At 37.2% G+C, this 20,731-nt stretch carries 18 protein-coding genes; 6 read left to right on the top strand and 12 right to left on the bottom strand.

Going from position 1 to position 20,731, the window contains the following annotated elements; genetic code table 11:
- Nucleotides 1–36: 36 nt before the first annotated feature.
- Nucleotides 37–1,077, bottom strand: coding sequence for a DNA polymerase IV (dinB, locus tag ABR854_RS23765; RefSeq protein ID WP_502881233.1), 1,041 nt, complete (start codon nucleotides 1,075–1,077; stop codon nucleotides 37–39).
- 175 nt (nucleotides 1,078–1,252) lie between these two features.
- Here dinB and ABR854_RS23760 point away from each other — a divergent pair, with 175 nt between their 5' ends.
- The 6 genes from ABR854_RS23760 (at nucleotide 1,253) to ABR854_RS23735 (ending at nucleotide 9,453) form a co-directional block, all read left to right on the top strand.
- On the top strand, nucleotides 1,253–1,939 hold the full coding sequence (locus ABR854_RS23760; RefSeq protein WP_350268347.1) for a hypothetical protein: 687 nt from the start codon (nucleotides 1,253–1,255) through the stop codon (nucleotides 1,937–1,939).
- Nucleotides 1,940–2,111: 172 nt separating this feature from the next.
- The gene (locus tag ABR854_RS23755) at nucleotides 2,112–2,837 is read left to right on the top strand and encodes a YebC/PmpR family DNA-binding transcriptional regulator (protein ID WP_064197789.1); all 726 of its coding nucleotides are present in this window, start codon (nucleotides 2,112–2,114) and stop codon (nucleotides 2,835–2,837) included.
- 60 nt (nucleotides 2,838–2,897) lie between these two features.
- Nucleotides 2,898–4,295, top strand: coding sequence for a prenyltransferase/squalene oxidase repeat-containing protein (locus ABR854_RS23750; protein ID WP_350268346.1), 1,398 nt, complete (start codon nucleotides 2,898–2,900; stop codon nucleotides 4,293–4,295).
- Nucleotides 4,296–4,488: 193 nt separating this feature from the next.
- Nucleotides 4,489–6,786 carry a hypothetical protein gene (locus tag ABR854_RS23745; protein ID WP_350268345.1) on the top strand — a complete coding sequence of 766 codons (2,298 nt, stop codon included), beginning with the start codon at nucleotides 4,489–4,491 and terminating at the stop codon, nucleotides 6,784–6,786.
- 215 nt (nucleotides 6,787–7,001) lie between these two features.
- The gene (locus ABR854_RS23740; RefSeq protein ID WP_350268344.1) at nucleotides 7,002–8,555 is read left to right on the top strand and encodes a serine hydrolase; all 1,554 of its coding nucleotides are present in this window, start codon (nucleotides 7,002–7,004) and stop codon (nucleotides 8,553–8,555) included.
- A gap of 115 nt (nucleotides 8,556–8,670) precedes the next feature.
- Nucleotides 8,671–9,453 (top strand): L-fucose dehydrogenase, encoded by a 783-nt coding sequence (locus ABR854_RS23735; RefSeq protein ID WP_350268343.1) that lies wholly within the window; start codon nucleotides 8,671–8,673, stop codon nucleotides 9,451–9,453.
- A 160-nt stretch (nucleotides 9,454–9,613) separates the two neighbouring features.
- Here ABR854_RS23735 and ABR854_RS23730 read toward each other — a convergent pair whose 3' ends face one another.
- The 11 genes from ABR854_RS23730 to ABR854_RS23680 all read right to left on the bottom strand — a co-directional run.
- On the bottom strand, nucleotides 9,614–10,249 hold the full coding sequence (locus ABR854_RS23730; protein WP_350268342.1) for a gluconate 2-dehydrogenase subunit 3 family protein: 636 nt from the start codon (nucleotides 10,247–10,249) through the stop codon (nucleotides 9,614–9,616).
- A 119-nt stretch (nucleotides 10,250–10,368) separates the two neighbouring features.
- On the bottom strand, nucleotides 10,369–12,117 hold the full coding sequence (locus tag ABR854_RS23725; protein ID WP_350268341.1) for a GMC oxidoreductase: 1,749 nt from the start codon (nucleotides 12,115–12,117) through the stop codon (nucleotides 10,369–10,371).
- A 205-nt stretch (nucleotides 12,118–12,322) separates the two neighbouring features.
- The gene (locus tag ABR854_RS23720) at nucleotides 12,323–12,682 is read right to left on the bottom strand and encodes a hypothetical protein (protein ID WP_350268340.1); all 360 of its coding nucleotides are present in this window, start codon (nucleotides 12,680–12,682) and stop codon (nucleotides 12,323–12,325) included.
- 45 nt (nucleotides 12,683–12,727) lie between these two features.
- Entirely contained in the window at nucleotides 12,728–13,867 is a 1,140-nt protein-coding gene (locus ABR854_RS23715; protein ID WP_502881234.1) for an acyl-CoA dehydrogenase, read from the bottom strand.
- Nucleotides 13,868–13,995: 128 nt separating this feature from the next.
- Nucleotides 13,996–15,282, bottom strand: a complete 1,287-nt coding sequence (locus ABR854_RS23710; protein WP_350268338.1) for an aminotransferase class V-fold PLP-dependent enzyme — start codon at nucleotides 15,280–15,282, stop codon at nucleotides 13,996–13,998.
- A 224-nt stretch (nucleotides 15,283–15,506) separates the two neighbouring features.
- Nucleotides 15,507–16,352, bottom strand: coding sequence for a dienelactone hydrolase family protein (locus tag ABR854_RS23705; protein ID WP_350268337.1), 846 nt, complete (start codon nucleotides 16,350–16,352; stop codon nucleotides 15,507–15,509).
- 127 nt (nucleotides 16,353–16,479) lie between these two features.
- Nucleotides 16,480–16,920 carry a thioredoxin family protein gene (locus ABR854_RS23700; protein ID WP_350268336.1) on the bottom strand — a complete coding sequence of 147 codons (441 nt, stop codon included), beginning with the start codon at nucleotides 16,918–16,920 and terminating at the stop codon, nucleotides 16,480–16,482.
- A gap of 116 nt (nucleotides 16,921–17,036) precedes the next feature.
- Nucleotides 17,037–17,411: a DUF6155 family protein gene (locus ABR854_RS23695; protein WP_350268335.1), complete on the bottom strand. Its 375-nt coding sequence runs from the start codon at nucleotides 17,409–17,411 to the stop codon at nucleotides 17,037–17,039.
- A 20-nt stretch (nucleotides 17,412–17,431) separates the two neighbouring features.
- Nucleotides 17,432–17,608: a hypothetical protein gene (locus tag ABR854_RS23690; protein WP_350268334.1), complete on the bottom strand. Its 177-nt coding sequence runs from the start codon at nucleotides 17,606–17,608 to the stop codon at nucleotides 17,432–17,434.
- 176 nt (nucleotides 17,609–17,784) lie between these two features.
- Nucleotides 17,785–18,348 carry a hypothetical protein gene (locus ABR854_RS23685; protein WP_350268333.1) on the bottom strand — a complete coding sequence of 188 codons (564 nt, stop codon included), beginning with the start codon at nucleotides 18,346–18,348 and terminating at the stop codon, nucleotides 17,785–17,787.
- Nucleotides 18,349–18,359: 11 nt separating this feature from the next.
- Nucleotides 18,360–20,731, bottom strand: a 2,372-nt coding sequence (locus tag ABR854_RS23680) for a DUF3289 family protein (protein WP_350268332.1), incomplete at its 5' end; no start/stop codon positions are given.

The following is a 20,731-nucleotide window of genomic DNA, read 5'->3' as shown; positions in this document are numbered from 1 at the left end:
GTTTAGATTTAAAACTCGAAGATTTTGAGCAAAGAATCAGAAACTTAGCGTAAGCTGCCGACCAATCATTTCGTCGGCAAATTCGAGGTTCGAGAAAGATACGCCCATCAAACGCACACCCTTGGGCATCGGAAGCAAATTATTGAGCATTTCGTAAGCGATTTTCGCCAAAAAATCTTTTTCAAAAACAGCAATTTGCGTCGTACGGCTGCGAGTAATGCTCTCAAAATCGGCAAATTTTATTTTTAGCGTAATACTTTTACCGAAGGCATTGGCTCGCTGCATTCTTCGCCACAGTTGTTCGATAATATCATCGAGTTCGAGATAAAGGTCGTCGGGTTCGGTCAAATCTCGGTCGAATGTGTTTTCTACACCTACCGATTTTCTGATGCTGTCGGGGTTTACGGCTCGATTATCCACTCCACGAGCAATATCATGGTAATACCGCCCCACTTTTCCGAAATTATTGACCAAAAACTCTACGCTTTTTGCTCGTAAATCTTTTCCGTTGAAAATACCCATTTTGTGCATTTTTTCGGCCGTAACTCTACCAATTCCATGAAATTTACTGATTTCGAGCGTTTCTACAAAAGCCTCGGCTTGTGAAGGTTTTATTACAAAAAGTCCATCAGGTTTTCGATAATCAGAAGCGATTTTTGCCAAAAATTTATTGACCGAAACTCCCGCCGAAGCCGTAAGAGTAGTTTTTTCTTTGATTCTGACTTTTATTTCTTGGGCAATTTCGGTGGCTGTCGAAATTCCTTTCAAATTTTCAGTTACGTCTAAATAAGCTTCATCAAGTGATAACGGCTCAACCAAAGGTGTATATTCCAGAAAAATCTCACGAATTTCTCTTGAAACTTGTTTATAAACCTCAAAACGAGGTTTTACGAAAATCAGATTTGGGCATTTTTGCTTGGCAATCCGTGAAGACATGGCCGAACGAACACCAAATTTTCGGGCTTCGTAGCTGGCCGCTGCCACCACGCCACGCTCACTACTTCCACCTACGGCCACAGGTTTGCCACGCAATTCTACAAAATCACGCTGTTCCACCGACGCAAAAAATGCGTCCATATCAATATGTATGATTTTTCGCTGCAAAGGCTTGCTTCAATTATTTATTTTTCAATACAACTTTTGGGTCATAAATTTCATTAATAATAAACAAAGTATCTTTCTAAGGAAGGCTTCGCTTTGAGCGAGTGTCGCCCAGCGAAGTTTTCCTTCCACCATAAAACCAATTTTAAAAATGAAAACGTTCAGCATAAATAAAAGCATTTTTGCTTTCGGAATTATCGCCTTGATTTTATCGGGCTGTGCTTCGTCAAAAGATTTTGTTGCCGAAAACTTCGCTACTATCAAAAATACGCATAAAAAAATAGCAATTTTGCCTTTTGGGGTTCAGTTTCAGAATCCACTTGATTATTCAAAAGAGAAAAAAGGAAGTCCAGTTCAGCAGGTAAGACGCCCATTCAGCAAGCAAGAACAAGAAGCAAGCCTTGATGCCCAAAAAGAGTTTTTTATGACTGTTGCGAAGCAGGTAGAAAAAGGGCGTTACGAAATTGCGTTTCAAGATTTTACTCGCACCAACAAAGTTTTGGCAGCAAATGGTATTCGTTTAGAAGATGTAAGGTTTCAGAATAAAGCAGATTTGGCGAAACTCTTAGATGTTGATGCTGTTATTTTTGGCGAATTGGTGGTTAAAATCAGTCGCCCAACCGACCGCTCGATGTCAATCTCGCCCGTAATGATGAACAATACGAGATTCAACGATGGTGTAGAAACCGATATAAAACTTTTTGATGCTGCCAGTGGAGAATTGGTTTGGTCAACGGTTCTTTCTAATCACCCCAACAACAGAATGGATACGCCACACCAACTTTCTACGAGCTTGCTCCATCAAGTAGCTAAAAATTTACCTTATCGAACCAAGTAGTTTTTGTTGTCGCAGAACGTCGGCAAGCAGTTCCACTGTGGGTTTAACCTTGCAGACGTTGAAAGTAATGGTATTAACATCCAACATAAAATATATTTGTGCGTTTTTGCGTAAAATTTCATAATTTCGCAGCAAAATTAAGACATACAAAATATTAGAATTTTCATAAATAATGGGAAGAGCGTTTGAATTTAGAAAAGCCCGCAAGATGAAACGTTGGGGGCAGATGGCAAAAACTTTCACAAGAATTGGTAAAGATATTGCGATTGCAGTAAAATCTGGAGGTACAGACCCAAGTAGTAACTCTCGTTTGCGTGCCTTAATCCAAAATGCAAAGGCAGCTAATATGCCCAAAGCAACGGTTGATAATGCCATCAAACGTGCTTCATCAAAAGACCAAGAAGATTACAAAGAAATGGTGTATGAAGGCTACGGCCAACACGGTGTAGCGATTTTGGTGGAATGTACTACAGATAACACTAACCGTTCGATTGCCAATATTCGTAGTCATTTCACGAAATGTGGAGGAAGCATCGGCACTTCGGGAATGTTGGATTTTATCTTCGACCGTAAATCTGTTTTCAAGATTGCGAATGACGGAAAGACCGACATCGAAGAATTAGAATTTGAATTAATTGATTTTGGTGCGGAAGAGGTTTTCTTAGATGAAGAAGCCAACCAAATCAATATTTATGGCGAATTTACGGCCTTTGGTGCTTTACAAAAACACCTCGAAGAAAAAGGCTATGAATTACTTCATTCCGATTTCGAGCGAGTTCCGACTGACACCAAAGAACTCACTGAAGAGCAAGCCGCCGACATTGAAAAACTCATTGAAAGACTCGAAGAAGACGACGATGTGCAGAATATCTATCATAACATGGTTGTGAAAGAATAGTCAATTGCATCAAACTATATCAAATAGCCTCTTTCACGGAGGCTATTTTTTTGTAAAACCATGAAAAACGCTCTATTTCTACTCTTTCTGATAAACTTTACGGCTTTTTCTCAGCAACCTTCGCCCGATTCTCTGCAAAAAGATATTGAGCGAAGTCTATATTATTTAGCTCAAAACCAAACTACCCAAACCATCGAAGGCCAACAGTATGCAGGCGAATGGATAGCCTACATGCAAATGAAAGGCTTTTTTTTCTTGCTCGGCACCAAAAATCGCTACCGAGATTCTAACTGCTTCACGATGGCGGGCATCCATAATATTTTGGCCGAAATGTATTTGGCAGATACGAGTCAAAAGCATATTTTGCCAATGTTACAAAAGGTTTACCCCGAAATTCTGAGTTACGGTACTCCGACGTCATCTGGCTATGAATTTAATTTTTGGAAGAAATTACCACCTCGTCGAGATTTACGTTGGGGAAAAGAACCGAATCCTGTTCCGTTGGTCAGGCGACCAACAACTTTCAACCTCGAAGAACGCTTCATCAATAATGCCGCAAATGTAGCCAACGATGCCGATGATACAGCCCTCGGAAATTTGGCGATTTGGTATCACCAAAAGATTTTTGGCACAAAAGATTCTATAAATCTCATAAAACACAGCATTTTCGACCAATTTCTTGATAAAAATCGTCAGAACCGACATTGGTATAATTATATGTATCATGGTTTCAAGAAATCGGGAGCTTATATGACTTGGCTTGCTCAAGAATCTACTTTCGAAAATTGGCGTTTTCACAAAACCGTGATGCACAATTTAGTGTTTTTTCTACCTTTTAGTGTGTGTTATCCACACCCGTATGTACCGTATATTCCGTGGGGAACAAATGATGTTGATGTGGTAGTAAACGCCAATGTGCTTACTTATTTAACAAAAAAAGGTTCAATCGATAAGAGTAAAGGCAGTAAAGCGGCCCACCAACTGATAGAAAAACACACCAAACGTGGACGCTGGAATAGAATGGGCATTTATTACCCAAATCGCTATCATTTTCATTTTGCAGTTGGACGAGCATTAGCGGCGGGCGATACTGCTCTGAAAAACTCTGCAAAATTACTTCTGGTTCACCTACAAAAAAGTCAAAAGCCCGACGGAAGTTATGAAAGCTGGAAGCACGTAAATAAGCGAGATGTCTTACAATCAACTACTTATGCCCTGCTGGCAATGCTTTATCTGAAAGAATCAGGTTTGGATGTACCGCAAGAATCAATCAGCAGAGCCATTTCATTTATAGATTCTCAAAAGAAAATCGAGCAAAACCAAGCCTATTGGACAGGCGGTGTATTTTTTTCTGGCGGGACAGTTGTTCGGAATATTCTCTACTTTACTTCTGATGCTTATACAACTGCTTTGGTAGCAATGGCTTATCAGAAATATCTAAGACAAATTGACAGGTAAAAAACAATATTTTCTGATTTAAAAGTGCAAAATGCTATCAATCCGTTTCCTAAAAACAGATATCCTTCATACCTTCAGAGGAGTGCAATTGGTGCATAACTACTTCATACATAAATTTTTGGAGGTGAATTGATTCTTTTGTAATTTAAAAACTTTTATTATTTATTATTCTTTGTAAAAGATTTATACCACTATGGTTATTGACAATATAAATGAAATTTGTATCGCAATTGATATAGCAATATTAAGTATATCCTATCCTATAATTATAGATAAGATATCAAATATTGGAGATAAATATTCATCAGAATATTTATCTGTAATATTTAATAGTGAATTTCCTCAAAGTAGAGTAAAAATTAATGTATTTAAAAAGACTTTTGAGGTTCAATTTTTCAAACTAGCACTCTTCGCAACCCTTTTTTCATTCATCTTTCTTATCTTTAAAACTGAACCTAATCCTGATTGGGAGAACAATTGGTTTATTAGCAACTCGGCAAAACTTATAGTAATTACATTTACAATTATATTAATTGTGTTCTTTTTCATATGGTTAGATAAAGTTGCACTATTCAATGGAAAATCTAAACTACTCTTAACTTATATAATTAAACGATATAACAATTTAAAGCATGAAAACGAAATCAAAAATTACCATTTAAAAGCAATTAATGAAATTACATATTATGCTATCGAAAAACAAGACGAACACCTTCAAACTACGTTAGTTGAGTTTTATTTATCAGTTTTTAGTAGTATAAAAATGAATCATGATATATCTAAACCATTAGAATATCCTATTGACCTATACTTTTTAATCTATAAAATACATGAGATAGTTGCAAAAGAGGAAAAAAAGCTCAAAGAAATCGTATATGGAGCCGTTAGTGGAAATTGGCTTATTGGAAATGGTCTCCAAGAAATTATTATTTCTGAAAATACTTATGGATGGCTTTGGCGTAACATTTATACAATATGTGACAATCCTCGATTGGTTAAAAAGTTTTGGGGGAACACCCATCAATTTTTTTTAATAGGCTTAAAACAAATTAACATTGAGTATTCATTCAATAATGGTCAACACCAAATTATCAACCAAGCCCATGTGGATAAACGAAATAGTCAACGAAATAGGTTTCTTGAATTTCATTATGCTTTAGGTGGACTCCTATTATATAGAGGGCAATACGAAACTCTTAGTTATATTTTTACTTATTCACAATCTTCACCTCCAAATTATGCATTACTGCCGGATTCAATGACAGACATTTTTTTTTGGTTTGAACATTTCGATAATGAATTTAAACACCCAACACCCATTGACTTAATTTATTATTTCCCAGAATTAGATAATTTAGGAAATAGAAGACAGGTAAACTTTTGGATATGTAGTTACATAACAATTTTGTTTCTAAGACAATATACATTAAGTCAGTATTATACTTATCAAGACTTTAAAGCATCACCACACCTACCAACAGAAATTTCAGAACTATATGGATGGCTTAATAGTATTTCTAATTTTGAAAAACATTTAAAAAATATTTTTTCAAATGAAAGCCTAATTAAAGTACTTAATTTTGAAGAGTTGATAAAAACTAAAACTGATGAGTTTTTCGAATTCATCCTAAAATTAAGAGAATCTATAAATGGTACAATTGGCCAACAAAAGTTATCCAAGAGTTTGTCAGAAATAAAGGTCAATAGTTTTTATGAAGAATCTAATGCAATAATTACTAATGCATTTGAAGAATTTAAACCCATATTTATTGAGAAAGACAATGAACATTTATCTGGAGAGTTTAAGCTTACCGTCAATGGCGAACGTTTTTTAATGCCTAAATCAGCATTTATAGATAACGACATGCCTTTTTTAAACTATGAAAGTATACTTGCAAATTCTATAGTAAGCAATAAAATTAATAGGATAATACCTTCTGGTTTATTTATTACAAAAACTAAAAGTTATTTATTGAACAAAGAGAATTTTTTAGAAGCATTTTCTAAAATAATCAAAAAAGAAACAGATGCTGTTATTATTGGGGTTGGAATAAACTTTGAGTTGAAAGAAATTATTAAAACAAGTAATTATCAGAACTTAATTGTCTATATACCATCAATAGGTTACAATTCTTACGACACATTTTTTGTTTTGAGGAACAAACATCTACCAGCCATAGAGCACTTGGATTTAGATGCAAGTGAAATAAAGAAGTTACAACTTGTACAATTAAATGAAAAGCTACATTTGTTTGGGTCGGTTATTGATATCAATAGACCCGAAAACAAACTATTAAATGATGAATTTTCTCAGAAAACTGAATCTAATATACAAGAATTACAGGTTCAAATTGCATTAGCATTTAAATGCGTTATTCATTGGAAGAATGTGAGAGAAATCATCCAAATCAATATAGATTCAGAATTTAGAGAACTGGGGATTCAAAATTCTATCAATGATGTAGTTCCATTTACAACTGAAAGAAGTTGATAGGGTTGGTAATTTTGTAAGAAGAATATGTAAGTAAGAACCTTTTTCTAAATATTTTGTCCTGAGCTTTAATTTAACTCATTCTACAACTCTATTTCACATTTGATGCCCACACAACTGCTTTGGTCGCAATGGCTTATCAGAAATATCATAAATTGTATTTCTCCCCAAATTAAGATAAATTCGGGCATTATATTCATCTTCATTCTTTACCCATGAAAAAAATCCTATTTGTCTTTATCATTTTATCATCAAGCATTTTTTCGAGCCAAGCCCAAACCATTACTTCGGCCGAAATTGATGCCTTGGTTGAGCGAACCCTAAAAACCTTTGATGTGCCAGGAATTGCCGTAGCAGTTATCAAAGACGACAAAGTAATTCATGCCAAAGGTTATGGCGTTCGTTCGTTAAGAACCCAGCAAAAAGTTGATGAAAACACGCTTTTTGGTGTAGCTTCCAATAGCAAAGCCTATACCGCCGCTGCTTTGGGAATGTTGGTTGATGAGAAAAAGATTAAGTGGGACACAAAGGTGACCGACATCATTCCTGAGTTTAAATTATACAATCCTTACGTAACCGAAGAGTTTACTATCAGAGATTTGCTTTGTCACCGCAGCGGAATGGGCTTAGGTGCAGGCGACTTAATGATGTGGCCCGATTCGAGCGATTTTACCAAAGCCGATATTATCCATAATCTTCGTTATTTAAAACCAGTATCAAGTTTTCGTTCAAAATATGATTACGACAATAATCTTTACATCGTAGCGGGCGAAGTAGTGGCTCGTGTGTCGGGAACTTCGTGGGAAGATTTTGTTGAAAAACGCATCATGCAACCGCTCGGTATGACCAAAACCGCAGCTTCTATTAGCAGACTGAAAGACAAATCGAATATAATTTCTCCGCACGCCCCAGTAAACGGAAAAGTACAAGCCATTGATATTGATTGGAGCGAAACCGCCAATGCAGCAGGTGGAATTTGCAGCAGTGTTTCGGACATGAGCAAATGGGTGATTGCTCAAATAAATGGCGGCAAATATGGCGATGGTTCAAAAAGACTTTTCAGCCAAGAGGTTCACGAAGAAATGTGGACACCGCAAACGATTATCCCCGTTCGTGGGCCAACGGCCTATAATACTCACTTTTCGGCTTACGGTTTAGGTTGGTTTTTGAGCGATGTAAAAGGTTACAAGCAAGCTACCCACACAGGCGGCTTGGCTGGTGTAGTAACACAAATAACGATTTTGCCTGAATTAAAACTCGGAATCATTGTTTTCACTAACCAACAAGTCGGTGCAGCTTTTACGGCCATTACGAACACAATTAAAGATAGCTACTTAGGAATGCCAAAAGTTGACCGTGTGGCTGAATATCACGCCCGTGTAGTGGCTGGCAACGAAAATGCTAAGAAAATCACCGATGATATTTGGAAAGCCATTGATGCTCAGCAAAAAAATAACACAAAAATCGACCTCAATCAATTTGTTGGTACGTACAAAGATGCGTGGTTTGGCGATGTAACGATTTCGTTGAAAAACGACAAATTAATGTTTGCATCAAAGCGTTCACCCAAAATTTCGGGCGAAATGCTTTATTACAAGGGCAATACATTTGTTGCAAAATGGAACGATAGAAGTCTCGATGCTGATGCCTATGTAAAATTTAATTTAGATACCGAAGGCAAAGCCGCAGGAATGACCATGGAAGCGATTTCTCCATTGACTGATTTTAGCTTCGATTTTCAAGATTTAGAATTTCATGTAGTCAAATAGTTTTTAAAAAAAGAGATTTGTATTATGCTTATTATCAATGACATATCTCTTGTCTTTTGTCTAAAATCTATTTTCTTAGTATATAATTCAACCTCAAAAATCCATTTTAAAACAAATGAATCTTAATTTAAGCGACAAAGTAATTATCGTAACTGGCGGAGCAAAAGGCATCGGAGAAGGCATCGTGAGAGTGTTGGCAAATGAAGGAGCAATTCCTGTAATCATTGGCCGTAATGAAGCCGATAATTTAAAATTAGTTAACGAAATAATTACTTTAGGTCAAAAATGTGAGCACGTTGTGGCGGAACTTTCGCAGCCAAGTGAATGTGAAAAAGCCATTGCCGAAATCAATCAAAAATTTGGCAGAATTGATGGCGTAGTAAATAATGCAGGTGTAAATGATGGTGTCGGACTCGAAAATGGTAATTATGAAAGATTTATAGAATCTTTGCATAAAAATTTGGTGCATTATTACCTAATCGTTCAGCACGCTTTGCCAGCTTTGAAAGCCTCAAAAGGTTCGATTGTAAATATTGGTTCAAAAACTGCCGAAACTGGTCAAGGCGGCACATCGGCATACGCAGCAGCCAACGGTGGTAGGAATGCCCTCACGCGTGAATGGGCGGTTGAATTATTGAAATACGGCATCAGAGTAAATTCTTTAATTGTGGCCGAATGTTATACCCCTCTCTACGAAAAATGGGTACAAACATTGCCAAATCCAGCCCAAACTTTGGAAAAAATTAATTCAAAAATTCCGTTGGGCAATAGAATGACAACCGCCGAAGAAATCGCCAATATGGTAGTTTTCTTACTTTCTGACAAATCAAGCCACACAACTGGCCAACTGATTCACGTTGATGGTGGTTATGTGCATTTAGATAGAGCTTTGTTGTAAAAAACAGAAAATAGCTTCACTTTTAATTTAACGTCGGCATGGCTTCGAGCCATGCCGACGTTCGTTTATTTAAAGTATATAAACTAAAAGGCTCAGCAGAAAAAATCTACCGAGCCTTTTAAACTATCGTCAATTAACTATCGACCGGTGACTAAAAAAATCAATCTTTTTTGTCATAAATTGGGTCGTACTTCAAGCCGTATTTGTCTAATACATCTTGTGGCACACCATCCCATTGGTTCGGGCGATTTCCTACATAACCCAATACCTCAAAACCTGTTTGTGTTGTAAAATAACCCGATACAGTTAGGTTTCTTATTTGTGTAAAAAATGCCGCTCCTTGTGTATATTCTGGTTTTACATCGTTTGGATATGCAATTTCATCAACAATCTGAATTCGTTCTTTTGCCGAACACAAAGAAAAAACCTTTCCAAATTGCTTCAAACAAGCATTATCCAACCATTTCAAACCGCCACGAAGTGGAGTTTGATACGCAGGTTGGTCTTTTGCCATGAACTCAATGTAAGCAGGCACACCTACTTGCGTAGCACTACCCGATTTTGCATCGGCAGGCATAATAATATCGCACAAAATACCGATAGTTGTTAGTTCGGCTGCCGTGAAAAACTTCTCGGCCATTAATTTTTTATCACGCTCAATTTCTTCGGGTACACGTGCTGGCGTGGTTTTAAAAGGCTTTGGGTCTGGAGCAGCCGCTACCAAATCGGTAGTTGGTAAAGCAGCCATCCCGAAAGTGCCTAAAGATATTGCTTTTAATGTATCTCTACGTTTCATGTTTTTTCTTTATTTGGATGCGAGACACAAGATTCGAGATACGGGATTTTATCTATAAACTATTGATAATCAAACAATTAAAAAATCTCATATCTCGAATCTAAAATCTCATGTCTAAATTATAAATTCTTAGCTTTCACTTGGTCGATGATGTAATCTGAAGTACGCCACGAACTTGCCAAGATTGTCCAAGTAACGTTTTTATCACCTTGCGAAACAAACGGAGCTGCATCAACCACAAACAAGTTTTTCACATCGTGTGCTTGTTGCCATTTGTTTAATGCCGATTTTTTAGGGTCATTGCCCATACGAACCGTTCCAACTTCGTGGATAATTTCACCAGGTTGTGCTAAGCCATAATTAGTACTCGCATCTGGCTTTTTACCTAAAGCAATACCGCCCATTTCGTGGATAATCTGCTCAAACGTATCCTGCATGTGCTTAGCTTGCTTGATTTCGTTTTCGCTCCATTTGTAATTATAGCGAAGCGTCGGAATGCCGTATTTATCAACATTATTTGGGTCGATTTCGCAGTAATTTGACTCCAACGGAATAGGTTCTCCACGCCCAGCCATACCGATATACGCACCGTACGTACGAATCACGTCTTCCTTCAACGCTGCACCGTAGCCACCTGCACGTTTTTTATTACCATTTTTATCAGTATAAAGTCCGTTTACACGCTCAATTCCACCACCAAATCCACCGCCTGGCATTCCCATACCACCACCATATTCGATGTGATATCCACGTGGGAAGTCGAGTTTTTTGTTATCCAACCACCACGGTGTAAATACGTGCATACCACCAACACCGTCTTCGTTGTAGCGTTTTCTATCCATTAATGCAGGAATAAATGCCGAACGGCTCGCACCAGTCGAGTCATTGAGGTATTTACCCACCACGCCACTATCGTTGGCCAATCCTTTTTGGAATCTTGAAGATTTTGAGTTTAAAAGAATACGAGCAGTTTCGCAAGTACTTGCAGCCAAAACCACTATTTTACCTTTGATGGTGTATTCTTTCAAATCCATTTTATTGACATACGAAACACCCGTTGTTAGACCTGTGTTTGCATCGGTCAATACTTCACGCACCATTGCGTTGTTTATCAAAGTCAAGTTACCTGTTTTTGCCGCAGGAATACACAACACCGAAGAAGCCGAGAAGTCAGCATAAGCTTGACAAGCACGACCGCATTGACCGCAATAGAAACACGAACCACGAGAATCGTTGATTGGCTTCGTAAGCATGGCCATACGAGAAGGAATGACAGGAATTCCGATACCAGTAGCCGCTTTTTTAAGCATTAATTCGTGCAAACGTGGTTTCGGAGGAGGTAAAAAATGACCATCTGGCTCGTTTCGGATACCTTCTTTTGTACCGAAAAGGCCAATCATTTTATCAACTTTATCGTAATACGGAGCGAGGTCTTCGTAGTCGATTGGCCAGTCGTCGCCGATACCAGTCAAAGAGCCTCTTTTGAAATCATCAGGACCGAAACGCATCGAAATACGTCCCCAGTGATTGGTACGTCCACCCAACATTCTTGAACGGAACCAACGGAATTGCGTACCTTGAGCGGCCGTATATGGCTCGCCTTCGATGTCCCAGCCACCCCAAGCAGCATCAAAATCTCCAAACGGACGATGACGAGTACTTGCTCCACGACGAGGCGATTCCCAAGGGTTTTTCATTTGGGTAATGTACTTTGGGTCAGCGGGGTCGAAGTAGCCACCTGCTTCCAACAAACAAACTTTAGCACCAGCTTTTGCGAGTTGATACGCTGCCATACCACCACCAGCTCCCGAGCCAACAATGACAACATCATACACTTTAGCCTGCTCTTTAATCTCGAATAAGTTCATTTTTTATTAGGGATGAAATAGAAATTAATTGCTTTTAGAATCAAACTACTAAAATAGAAATTTTTATTTTTATTTTGCTAAGAAGTACACATTTTATTTTTAAAAAAATTTAATTTATACAATATAGATATTAAAAAAGGCTCAAACTGAGCCTTTTTTATAGTGCAAGTTTCTAACTTGCTATTTACAAATTTGAAAAATTATGCTACTCTATGATTGTTAGATTTGCTTCGTTTTCGAGCTTTATTTGGGTTTTTTCTTTATAAATACTCACAATTCCCTTTACTTTTATTGATTTCCCTTGCAAAGCAGCTTCTGAGAATTTTCCTTTTGAGATTACTTCACCTTCAACAACAATAGTAATGTCATTGCTTGGGTGAGGTTTATCAATGTTTAACAAAAGCATATCTCCCGTTGGTCTTTGAAAAAGTCTTGAACCAGCAACTTTGCCAGTTAAGAAAACTTCTTTACCCACAAAATCTTTGGCTTGCGAGGCCGTGATGGTTTCTTGCGAAAAAGCTGAGAAACCAATGCAAACGAATAATATCAGAAATAGATTTTTCATGTTGATTTTTAAAAATGGCTTAAATGATAATTTTATACAAAGCTATCATTTCAAAATCTCTCGTGCAATCACAAGTTTTTGAATTTCAGAAGTCCCTTCGTAAATCTGTGTAATTTTGGCATCACGCATGAGGCGTTCTACGTGGAATTCCTTTACATAACCATATGCACCATGAATCTGTACGGCTTCGGTAGTTGCCCACATGGCTACATCTGATGCAAAAAGTTTAGCCATTGCCGCCGATTCTACGTAATCTTTTCCTTCATCTTTTTGGCGAGCGGCTTTATAAACTAACAAACGAGCCGCTTCAATTTTGGTTGCCATTTCGGCCAATTTAAACTGAATCGCTTGGTGTTCGCTGATGGCTTTTCCAAATGATTTACGTTCTTTTGAATATTTTACGGCCAGTTCGTATGCACCTGCTGCAATTCCGAGAGCTTGTGCAGCAATACCGATTCTTCCACCGTTGAGAGTTGTCATGGCGAATTTAAACCCAAAACCATCGGCTCCAATTCGGTTTTCTTTTGGCACTCTCACATCAGAAAACATCAATGAATGTGTATCTGATGAGCGAATCCCCATTTTATCTTCTTTCTTTCCAACCACAAAACCTTCTGTGCCTTTCTCAATAATCAAGGCGTTAATTCCTTTGTGTTTCAATTCTGGGTGAGTTTGGGCAATTACTAAACAAACCGATGACGTTCCGCCATTGGTAATCCAGTTTTTTGTGCCATTTACTAAATAGTAATCGCCTTTGTCTTCGGCCGTTGTTTTTTGTGAAGTGGCATCTGAACCAGCTTCAGGTTCGGACAAGCAAAATGCTCCGATTATTTCACCCGATGCGAGTGGCTTTAAATATTTTTGTTTTTGCTCTTCTGTTCCGAAAGCCTCTAAACCCCAACACACCAAAGAGTTATTAACCGACATCGCCACCGAAGCAGAAGCATCCACTTTCGAGATTTCTTCCATTGCCAGCACATACGAAATCGTGTCCATTCCACCGCCACCGTATTCGGGTGAAACCATCATTCCCATAAAACCCAGCTCTCCCATTTTCTTGATTTGCTCATACGGAAATACCGAATGGGTATCTCGCTCAATGGCAGTAGGTAAAAGTTCGTTTTGGGCAAAATCACGAGCAGCGGCTTGCACCGCCAAATGTTCTTCGGTTAAGTTAAAGTTGATTCCTTCTATTGTAGTTGCTGCCATAGTTTTACTTGGTTTTGTTTTAATGTTGTTGATGAATCAAAGTTATATAAAAAAATATTAGTATGCAAGCATACTAATATTTTGAGCTTTTTATGGTTTAAGTCTTATAATTTCGTCAAATGCTGTACTCCTTCTAAGAGTCTGTCTAAATCTCGAAGTGAGGTGTAAACGTGCGGGGTAACTCTCACGCCGTCGAGTTTTTCCCATTTGGTTGGCGATGTATGTATTTTAAACTTGGCAAATAGCTCGCCTTCCATTTTTCCTGCTTCTAAGCCTTCTACGCTAAAATGAGCCAATGCCCCCGAAAATTCGGGTTTTAGCGATGTGTTCATTTTTATTTTAGGCATTTTACTTGCCTCTTTTGCCCAATAATCTTTTAAAAAACGTAAACGAGCTTCTTTTCTTGCATTGCCTATCGCCAATTGAAAATTAAGTGCTTGTCCGATGGCTTGCTCAATCATAAATGGACGAGTGCCGAGGTTTTCAAATTTTCGGATATTATCAGAATTGGGTTTATCGTTGGGAATGAGTGGGAAGATTTTACTGATTTTTTCTTTTTTCACCCAAAGCATTCCAGAGCCGATAGGGGCCGAAAGCCATTTATGCAGACTTGTTCCGTAATAATCGCCACCTAAATCAGGAATTTTGTATTCGAGATGAGCAAACGAATGAGCTCCATCAATCAACACTTCAATACCTCGTTTGTGGGCTTCATCAGCAATGCGTTTGGCTGGAATAACTTGCCCATTCCAGTTCATAATGTGCGTAATATGAACGATTTTGGTGCTTGGCGTCATTTTCTCGACATATTTCTTGACGATTAATTCACTGTCTTCGGCGGGTAAATCAAGTTCTACATAATTGATTTTTAGACCATCACGTAATTCTCGTTGACGCCATGCGTGTAGCATATTTGGGTAATCATAGCGAGTCATTACAATTTCATCGCCTCGTTGTAAAGGTAATCCCATAATTACGGTGTCGATAGCTTCGGTAGCGTTTCGATTGATGGCTATTTCTTCGGGCGAAACTCCCGCATATTTTGCCAAATTTTCACGTAATGGTTCTCGGCCTTGGTCCAAGATTCGCCACATATAATAACTGGGAGCTTCGTTGGCGAGTTTATTGTAACGGTCAACAGCATTTTGTACTACCATTGGCGATGGACTCACACCTCCATTATTTAGGTTAATAATTTGTGGAGAAACGGTGTATGCCTGCTGTATTTGCCACCAATAATCTTCGTCGGTTGCCAGTTCGATGGCTGATTTTTCGGGTTTGTAAGCAGCCAAAGTCAGCAATTCTTCTTTTGAAAAAGCTTTTAATGATGGAACGAGTGAGGTACTGGCAAGCATGGCGGCCTTACTCAAGAAACTACGGCGTGAGGGCATGGTTTAGGGAGGTTTTAGTTTGGATGATTTTAGGGAAGTGAATTTATAGAAATATGCTGATAAAAAAATGAGTTGTACTCAATTTTTTGCTTTCGAAAGCGAAAATTGAGTACAACTCATTAGAAATATAATTTACGAATTAATCGAATTTCGAATGGTTTACTTGGGCGATTTATGCTACCCTAATAATTGGCAACTGTAGCCCAGAATTAGCCACTTGATTTTTACAAAAGTTTCTTTTTCAAATATTCGATGGCCATACCGTAGGCTTCTTTGGCTTTTGCTTCATCGTATTTTGGATTGCTTGGATTGGCAAATGCGTGTTCGGCTTCAAAGATTTTATAGTTGAGAGATTTACCCGCAGTTTTCATATTTGCTGCAAATTCTTCGATTACTGCTTTTGAAATCCATTGCTCGGTTGCGAAAAGACCAAGTACATCGGTATTCAAAGTTTTTAGCTTTTCAACGTCTTTTACTGGCATTCCGTAGTACATTACCGAACCAACGGTTTGCTTACCACCAATGATAGCCGATTTCAATGACCAGCCACCACCAAAACACCAACCTACGTTGGCAACTTTGGCTTTTTTGCCAGCAAATTGTAAGCCACCTTGCACAATGTTTTCGAGACGAGCCTCAACCACACCTTGCATATACTTTCCTGCTTCGCTTGCATCGGTTGCCAGTTTGCCATCATACATATCAAGGGCTAAAACGTTTACGTTTCCACCTAAATCTTTGTAGAAAATATCGGCTTGACGTTTGATGTGGTCATTCAATCCCCACCATTCTTGATACACAAAAAGCCACTTATCTGACTTTCTCTTAGCTTTTACGAAGTAAGCATTGGCTTTTTTACCGTCGGGAGTTGCAAATTCGGTCATTTTACCGCCAACTTCGCTGGTATGCTTATAAACGATTGGGGCTAAGTGAGAAGCAATAAAGGCTTTGTCGGAAGCAAAAATGCCCATGTTTCCATCATTACTGGCAAAAACTAATTCGCAACAACTTTGTGAGAAACTAAACGCTGAGATACTTGCGAGAGCAAAGGTTAATAAGAGTTTTTTCATTTGATTTTTAAAATTAGATGTATATACATATATAAACGACAACTCGTGGCAAAAGGTTTATAATAAAAAGAGAGAAAACATCGAATGCCTCCTCTCTTCTTCTAAAAAAACTAATATTTGATTTTGATTAAACTTTTCTCTTTGCCACTAATTTCTTTCCTGCATCCAATAATTGGTCGATTTCTGTATAACCCAAAAACATTTTTACAACCTTACCATTGTTTGGGTCAATAAAAAACAATGATGGGTAACCTTGCACTTCATAGACACTTGAAAGTCTTACGCCTTCGTCACTTTCCATATCAATGGCTGCATTTACAAAGTTTTGGTTGAAAAACTCTCCCAAATTTTTATCTGGAAAAACCCTTGCTTGAAGCATTTTGCAAGGTCCGCACCAAGTTGTGTAGGCATCCATAAAGATGAGTTTCTTTTCAGCTTTGGCTTTTTCAATAATTTTTTTCCAAGATGCTTCGGTAAATTTTATACCTGTGGCACTTTTACTATGTTGAGCATAAGTTGCTACGCTGAAAAATAGGCCAATGAGAGCGACAAAAATGGTTTTCTTCATTTTAGTGTTAGTTTTTTCCCGCCCGCCCGTAAGGCGTTCAGGTGAAAGGTTAATAATTGATATTAATAACGTACAGAAACAAGTTTTTAGTTTCTTCGGTAGCGAAAAAGCAAGATTTAGGCCAAATCTTCATATAAATACTCTAATTGCTTAATGTACCAATAATCTAAATTACTGGCTTGAAAGATTCTTCGGCAACGAGCATCAAAATAAGATTTTAGATTATTATCGTTAATAAGTTTTACTGCCTTTTTGAAAGCTGTTATAGAAGCATTATAATCGGCATCAGAAGTGCCACCGAAATCGTTGGCGTGGTCAGTGGTTGTTTCGACTCGATAAATTAGTAAGTCAATAACATCGTAGGGGAAAACCGCAATTTTCTCAAATTTGGTGATTAAGCTTCTAATTTGAGAGTTATTTGCCATTTTAGGATTACCTTTCGGTGTCCAAAATTGCTTATAAATTTTTTCTTTATAGGTTTTCAAGACCACTTGCCGCTCCTCTTAGGTCATTAGGTCTTAGTTGCTAATTCGCCCAAATTACTATAAAATTGAACCTGTGGTGTATTATCTCCTTGCAAGGGTTCAGAAGATAAATCATCCGTTCTGATTTCATTTTCTTCAAAAGCTTTAAAGATATATGTGTTTTTATCGAAAATTGGTTTAGGTAAAAAACCTTCCTTACACATAGTTTTACAATCAACTGTATAACCACTTGCACTACAAGGCGATGCACCATCTTTATAAAACCCAACAAAATTATTATGGTCATTTGCTTTAAAATAAACACCATAGGTCCCCTCCCATTTTTTATCTTCGGGGTTTGTGGTACTTAGTTGAAATTTACCAGTACCTGCTTTACGAGTTAGTGAAATACTTTCTTTTGGGGTAAAAGTATTTCTCTACCGGTGGTATCAAAGTACTTTTTATTTATCATCCAAACTGGCTGCTTTATATCTAATAAAGGTATTCCATATTTGTAAAAATTAGAGTCTTCTGGGTTATAAGAGTGAAAATCAAAACGAATTTCTTTATTATTTTTATAGTTAATACTAATAACACATTTTAAGTCTTCAATATGATTCATTAAATTATCTGCATTCCAATTCCATCCCCATTCATCATACTCCACATATTTAAAATCCCTGTCGAGGTTTGGAGTTTCTCTATAGAAATAATAACTCACGAATAAGCTGTCTTTTTGGTAGTTACTCCGTTCAATTTCTGATAATACGAATGGTGTAATTATCTTTAATAACTCTTTGTTGTCTTTTGGTGCATTTGTTATTATGTATTCATTGGGGTAAGAATCAATAGAGAAAAATTGTACTTTACCCATTTCAAAGATAAATCTTGTATAATATTTCAGCTCTTTTTTAAAAAAAAGAATAGAAATTACAGCTATAATAATTATAATTTTTCTTTTCATGTTTGACGATTTTAAAATGTTCCTGTTATTCTTTCTTCCCACTCTATAACAGTTACAAAAGGCTTGTAACCATAATAATGTTGCAAAATAAACCATGACAAGAAGCCATTAAAAAACGAAGCAGGTTTAGCTTGTAGCTTCCAATTCTCAAAAGAAATTTCTATGTCAGGTCTGTCTAAACCAAAGTGGTCGTATAGAACTACCTTAATTCTTGCTTCATAGGTGTTGCCTACTTTCTTGAAGTTCAGTAGTTTTATATCCCAACTCCAAATATCATTGGTAGCAAAAGTAAGACCTGTAATTCTATCTGACCATGTGCTATATTGTGGACGAATGGCGGGTCTTGGTGGTTTAGAAGTTTCCGAAGGAAACTCAATAGGATTGTCTTTAAAATAGAAATAATTACCATTATTTCTCCCTAATTCTGCATTAAAAATAATTTTAAAACGGTTAATAAACTCTCTTGATGCTTGATGATTTTTGGCGGCTTCTGTTAAAATTGGGTTTGAATAATCAGTGCCATTGCCATTTTTAAAATGCTCAATCATGGCATCTCCATTTATTTGTAAATTACCTATAGTAAATAGCCAATCAGCCATAGTTTTCAATGTTTCAAAATGATTTTCTGGAATATTATCAATGTAATTACTTGTCATTAAGTAATTTATATCAAATAACTCATCTTTTGTAAAATGAGGGTTGCCAAACTTCATGTCTTCTGCTTCAACCAATGTATGGTCAGTCTGACTTCTCCAATTCATTCTTGGACGATGGTCTGTTCTTTTTGCTATCAAAAATTCAAATGGAGGGCTATCATAAACCTCCTCAGGCAACCACCGTTCCTTACACATAGGGTTACAATTCAGCGTATAACCACTCGGCGTACAAATGCCAATCATTGTTTCGTTATAAAACCCAATAAATGAATTATGGTCATTTTTCTTAAAATAAACACCATAAATGCCTTCCCATTTTTTATCTTCTGGATTAGTGGTGCTTAATTGAAATTTACCAGTACCTGCTATACGAGTTAGTGAAATACCTTCTTTTGGGGTAAAAGTATAAGCGGTAGTGTTAGCATCCCATTGTACAATAATGGGTTCGCCACCAAGGCGGGCGTTGGCAATGCCTAATATTGGTGGTTCGTAAGTACTTCTTTCTACTTCGTTATCAGTATTTTTTGTAACTGGAGCTTGCACCGTAACAACATTTCCCATACTTTCTTTTACAGTTATGGTATAATTACCTGCTATTAGGTTTTCAAAAACATTGCTGTCTTGGAAGTTGGTGCCGTCTATACTGTATTTATAAGGTGGGGTGCAGCCCTGTGCCGTAACGGTAATGCTTCCGTTGGTACTACAAGTAGCATCAGTAGTGGTGGTATTAACTGTTAATGGTACTGTATTTGAAATAATACTTGTATTAAAGACAGCCTCACAGCCATTTTTATCAATCACCTTTCCTTCATAACTTCCTACATCAAGATTGTCAAAATACGGTTCTTCTTTAGACAACACAAAGTCTCTGCGAGCATGGCCAGTAAGCTGATATGTATAGGGTGGTGTACCACCAGATGCAACAAATCTAATGATTCCCTTGGTAAGTCCATCACAAGATATATCAGTTTTATCAAAAACCGTTGTTAGAGCGGGGGGAGCAACTAAACTAACAGTTTTGCTTACAGAACACCCAAAAGCATCTTTAATTTTTAGTTCGTATTGTCCTGCATTTTTTAAAATCTCATACGTTGTTTTTTCATTATTATATGATTTATCAATAAAGTTTAGCTCTTTGGTTCCATTGATATATAAGACGCTTTTATTAAGATAACTTAATGTAGATGCTCCACCTGTGCTTATAACTGTTATTTGCCCGTTACTATCTGAGCACGAAGGTTGCTTAATGATTGTCTCTAATGTCAAAACTTTGTCCTTAATCTCAATATCTGCGGTGTAGTTAAGTTTTCCATCTTTATTAAAATAGCTTTCAAATGGGTCATTTATTTTAGGAAATATTTCTAATGGACAATCATTGGCATCTTTACCTGCTATGTGATAGGTTCCAACATTCAAGCCGTCAAATGTATAATCTCCATCTGTGGTTACGGTTTTATTGGTTCCACCACTTATAGTAATAGAATATGGGGGTGAGGTTGGAGCTTTAAAGTGAACTGTTATTGAGCCTCCTGTATTACAGGTCTTATCAACACTAATGATATTTACAGTAGTAGAACGGTTGAATAATTCAAAGTTTTTTAATTGGCTTTTACTGTATCCACTTCTACAAGCATTTACAAATTGCTTGGAAGTTATTAGCCCGAATGTTTGTTTTACTTCTGCCCGAATTTCATATTCATTACCTTTTACAGAAACATCTTTTGCTT

It is taken from the genome of Emticicia sp. W12TSBA100-4 (assembly GCF_040253585.1).
GTDB lineage: Bacteria > Bacteroidota > Bacteroidia > Cytophagales > Spirosomataceae > Emticicia.
Note: the sequence above shows the minus strand (reverse complement) of the source record. Positions and strands in the feature narration are given on the sequence as shown.

Excerpts from the sequence above, each read along its gene's own strand:
- ABR854_RS23710 (WP_350268338.1), bottom strand. The coding sequence starts at position 15,282 with ATGCCCTCACGCCGTAGTTTCTTGAGTAAGGCCGCCATGCTTGCCAGT.
- ABR854_RS23720 (WP_350268340.1), bottom strand. The coding sequence starts at position 12,682 with ATGAAAAATCTATTTCTGATATTATTCGTTTGCATTGGTTTCTCAGCT.
- ABR854_RS23690 (WP_350268334.1), bottom strand. The coding sequence starts at position 17,608 with ATGTGTAAGGAAGGTTTTTTACCTAAACCAATTTTCGATAAAAACACA.
- ABR854_RS23700 (WP_350268336.1), bottom strand. The coding sequence starts at position 16,920 with ATGAAGAAAACCATTTTTGTCGCTCTCATTGGCCTATTTTTCAGCGTA.
- ABR854_RS23755 (WP_064197789.1), top strand. The coding sequence starts at position 2,112 with ATGGGAAGAGCGTTTGAATTTAGAAAAGCCCGCAAGATGAAACGTTGG.
- ABR854_RS23685 (WP_350268333.1), bottom strand. The coding sequence starts at position 18,348 with ATGAAAAGAAAAATTATAATTATTATAGCTGTAATTTCTATTCTTTTT.
- ABR854_RS23735 (WP_350268343.1), top strand. The coding sequence starts at position 8,671 with ATGAATCTTAATTTAAGCGACAAAGTAATTATCGTAACTGGCGGAGCA.
- ABR854_RS23745 (WP_350268345.1), top strand. The coding sequence starts at position 4,489 with ATGGTTATTGACAATATAAATGAAATTTGTATCGCAATTGATATAGCA.
- ABR854_RS23740 (WP_350268344.1), top strand. The coding sequence starts at position 7,002 with ATGAAAAAAATCCTATTTGTCTTTATCATTTTATCATCAAGCATTTTT.
- ABR854_RS23750 (WP_350268346.1), top strand. The coding sequence starts at position 2,898 with ATGAAAAACGCTCTATTTCTACTCTTTCTGATAAACTTTACGGCTTTT.
- ABR854_RS23725 (WP_350268341.1), bottom strand. The coding sequence starts at position 12,117 with ATGAACTTATTCGAGATTAAAGAGCAGGCTAAAGTGTATGATGTTGTC.
- ABR854_RS23760 (WP_350268347.1), top strand. The coding sequence starts at position 1,253 with ATGAAAACGTTCAGCATAAATAAAAGCATTTTTGCTTTCGGAATTATC.
- ABR854_RS23730 (WP_350268342.1), bottom strand. The coding sequence starts at position 10,249 with ATGAAACGTAGAGATACATTAAAAGCAATATCTTTAGGCACTTTCGGG.
- ABR854_RS23705 (WP_350268337.1), bottom strand. The coding sequence starts at position 16,352 with ATGAAAAAACTCTTATTAACCTTTGCTCTCGCAAGTATCTCAGCGTTT.
- dinB (WP_502881233.1), bottom strand. The coding sequence starts at position 1,077 with ATGGACGCATTTTTTGCGTCGGTGGAACAGCGTGATTTTGTAGAATTG.